Origin of the sequence: Xanthomonas albilineans (genome assembly GCF_002939705.1) — a bacterium.
In the GTDB taxonomy this organism is placed as follows: Bacteria; Pseudomonadota; Gammaproteobacteria; order Xanthomonadales; family Xanthomonadaceae; genus Xanthomonas_A; species Xanthomonas_A albilineans.
Genome location: NZ_MDCB01000051.1, coordinates 1 through 2,763, shown reverse-complemented (window position 1 = coordinate 2,763; position 2,763 = coordinate 1). Strand labels below are relative to the sequence as shown.

Below are 2,763 nucleotides of genomic sequence, written 5' to 3'. Positions count from 1 at the left end.
TCGGTGGAAAGGGGCGATAGGGGCGATCCTCTGTGGCGAATGCCTCCCACTGCTGCCGCAGGATGTGGGGCCAGGCGTTGAAGTAGCCGGGTGTGCGAACGCAAGGCAGTCGACGCCCCGTTGAGGCTGCCTCTTCGAAGCGATGCGCAATCTCTTGGATCGTCCACGGAGCATGCCGGTTAACCATGACGCTTGCTCCCATACAGACGCTCGCCTATGCGTCGCACGATTTCCCGCTCGATGAAATCCAGTCGCTCATCCTGCGCGTTGATGACCAGGATGGCTTGGTCGCGCCATCCTTGCCGTTTGATCGTCTCCACATCCACGCGCTCTGGCTGGAAACGTCCAAGCGGGCTGCGGTAGGTCGGGGTCGGGATTTTCATGGTTTCACACTCCCTGTGTCTCGATGGCCCAGTGCAGCAGGGCCAGTGCATCGGCTTGGTTGTCATCGATGGGGGTATGACCACGTCGCCGAGCGGAGGCGATCATGTCGTCTTTGCTGGCGTTGCCCTTGCCGGTGGCGTGCTTCTTGATCGTGCCGACCGGTACGCCCTGGTAGGGAATCTGGTGGTGTTCGCACCATGCGGTCAGATGCCCCATGAAGCCGCCATAGGCATGGGCGGCATCGACGCCGGCATGTCGGCGCACCTCCTCGAAGTACACCGTGTGGATGGGATTGGCGGTGGAGAGCACTTCGTTGAGCCAGCGTTTGAAGCGCAGGAAGCGCATGCCGCCGCCTTCGAATCGCTGCGGGGTGAAGGGCTCGGTGCCGCTGGTGATGGTGCCATCCGAGTGCTGCAGTGCCCACCCAGTGCGAGTGCCCAGGTCCAGGGCCAGGATCGTCGTGTTCATCGTCAAGTGCTCCAAGTCGGGAGGGACTGACAGATTGGACGGGTCACATCGAAACTCCCTCATGAGGTGTGTGCGCGCGTACGCGCGCGTAGGACTTACGATGTAGTGCGTCAAATGCGTCAGTCGGATGTGTCGCAATGGCATTCAGTCGTTGTCGGAGGCGGTGTCAGCGCGCGTGTGCAGGTGCTTGAGACCCACGCCACGGAAGCCACGCAGGCCCGTCGAGTTGCGCCACTTCTCCAGACCACGGGTCAGGAGCAGATCAGCGAAGCGCTTCTGCGAGCCGATGAATTCACCTGCGTCGTCGGCCCACAACTTCCAGTCGTTGAATAACTCGGCAGTGAGCGACTTGGCATTGACATGGCGCACGCAGCGTTCGCCGATCCATCGGCCAAGCGCGTCCTCTGCCTCGAAGTACTCCTCGGTGGCTTGCAGAACTTGCTGCGGTGGCGCAAGCCGTCCGAGGCGTTGCCAGTGCAGGCATCCTTGGACGGCCCAGGCAAGGATGCCGTCGCGCTCGTTCAACAGCTTTTCCTGGAGATGTTTGTCGCGGCGCTCGGGTGGCACGGTGATCGTGAACGGGATCAGGTGTAGCCGCCGTTTCATTGCCTCATCGATGTTGCGGATGGCGGGCCTGTGGTTGCCTGCGACGAAAAGCTTGAACTGTGGGAAGAACTCGAAGAAGTCCTGACGCATGAAGCGTGCGGAGATTTTGTCGCCGCCGGTGAGGTTTTTCAGCTTCGACTCGGCCCATCGTCGCCCCTGTTCGGTTTCGATGGCCGCCACGAAGCGCGAACCACGCAGTCCCGCCATGTCGGTCGGGTGCCGGTCGGCGCGTGTCTCCATGAACGTGTCCATCGGCGCGTTGGCTGCGTAGTCGCCGAAGATGGTGACCAGTGTGTTGACGAATACCGATTTCCCGTTCGCACCGGTGCCGTACAGGAAGAACAGCGCGTGTTCCTGCGTGGAGCCGGTGAGTGCATAGCCGACCATCCGTTGCAGATAGGCTTGCAGTTCGTTGTCCTGGTCTGTTATCTCGGCGAGGAACCTCTGCCAGATCGGGCAGCCATCGCTCGGCGTGGCCGTGGTGATCTTGGTGATCCGGTCGGCACGTTCGTGCGTGCGCCGTCGGCCTGTCCTGAGATCAACCACGCCGCCGGGCGTATTGAGCAGCCACGGGTCCGCGTCCCATTCGGCGGTGGTGGCGGCATGCCGGCGATCAGCGCGCGCCAGCCGTTCGACACCGCTGACCGTGCCGGCACTGGCGAGTTTGGTGGCGATTTTTGCGTTGTCGGCTTGGACCGCCGCATGGCGGCAGACGCTGCGGATCAGGTCGGTTGCTGCCAACGTATCCTCGGTGCGCCAGCGTTGTCCGTCCCACACCAGCCACCGGCCCCAGGTGGCGACGTAGCGCCAATCGCGGTGGTAGCGGCGGGTAAAGGCCAGCGCCAGCGCATCCTCGGTGCCCGCCACCGATTCATCGTTGCTGACCACTGGCGCGGCATCATCATCGATGGCGTGCATCTGCAGGCGCGGACCGTGCGCGAGGAAGGAGACGATGTCGAACCCCTCGGCCACGGCGTCTGCCGCATCCCAGCCCGCCACGGCATTCTCGGGCGGGTAGAGGATGTGGCAGGAGGTCGCCCCCGCCGACAGAATGGCTTGCGCGGCCTGCGTCGCGTAGTCCCAGCCCGGCTTGTCGCGGTCAGGCCAGATCAGCACCGACTTACCCGCCAATGGCGACCAATCGGTCTTGTTGATCGGGGCGTTGGCACCGTTCATGGCGGTGGTCGCCACAACGCCGCTGGCGATCAACGCCTGCGCGCACTTTTCGCCTTCGACCAGCACGACCTGGCTGGCCGTCACCAACCCCGGCTGGTTGTACAGGGGGCGAGGGTCGGGTGGGGTCAT

Annotated in this window: 4 protein-coding genes; all 4 read right to left on the bottom strand. The window is 63.6% G+C overall.

What is annotated here, in order from left to right; translation table 11 throughout:
* A partial coding sequence (locus XalbCFBP2523_RS17295; protein WP_249027739.1) for a DUF6362 family protein occupies positions 1 to 187 on the bottom strand: 187 nt, incomplete at its 3' end.
* A complete protein-coding gene (locus XalbCFBP2523_RS15610; RefSeq protein ID WP_012916867.1) occupies positions 180 to 383 on the bottom strand; it encodes a hypothetical protein in 204 nt (67 codons plus the stop codon). The genes XalbCFBP2523_RS15610 and XalbCFBP2523_RS17295, both read right to left, overlap by 8 nt.
* Positions 384 to 387: 4 nt before the next feature.
* Positions 388 to 852: a crossover junction endodeoxyribonuclease RuvC gene (locus XalbCFBP2523_RS15605; protein WP_045766145.1), complete on the bottom strand. Its 465-nt coding sequence runs from the start codon at positions 850 to 852 to the stop codon at positions 388 to 390.
* Between the two features lie 144 nt (positions 853 to 996).
* On the bottom strand, positions 997 to 2,763 hold a 1,767-nt coding region (locus XalbCFBP2523_RS15600), incomplete at its 5' end, for a phage/plasmid primase, P4 family (protein ID WP_104630005.1).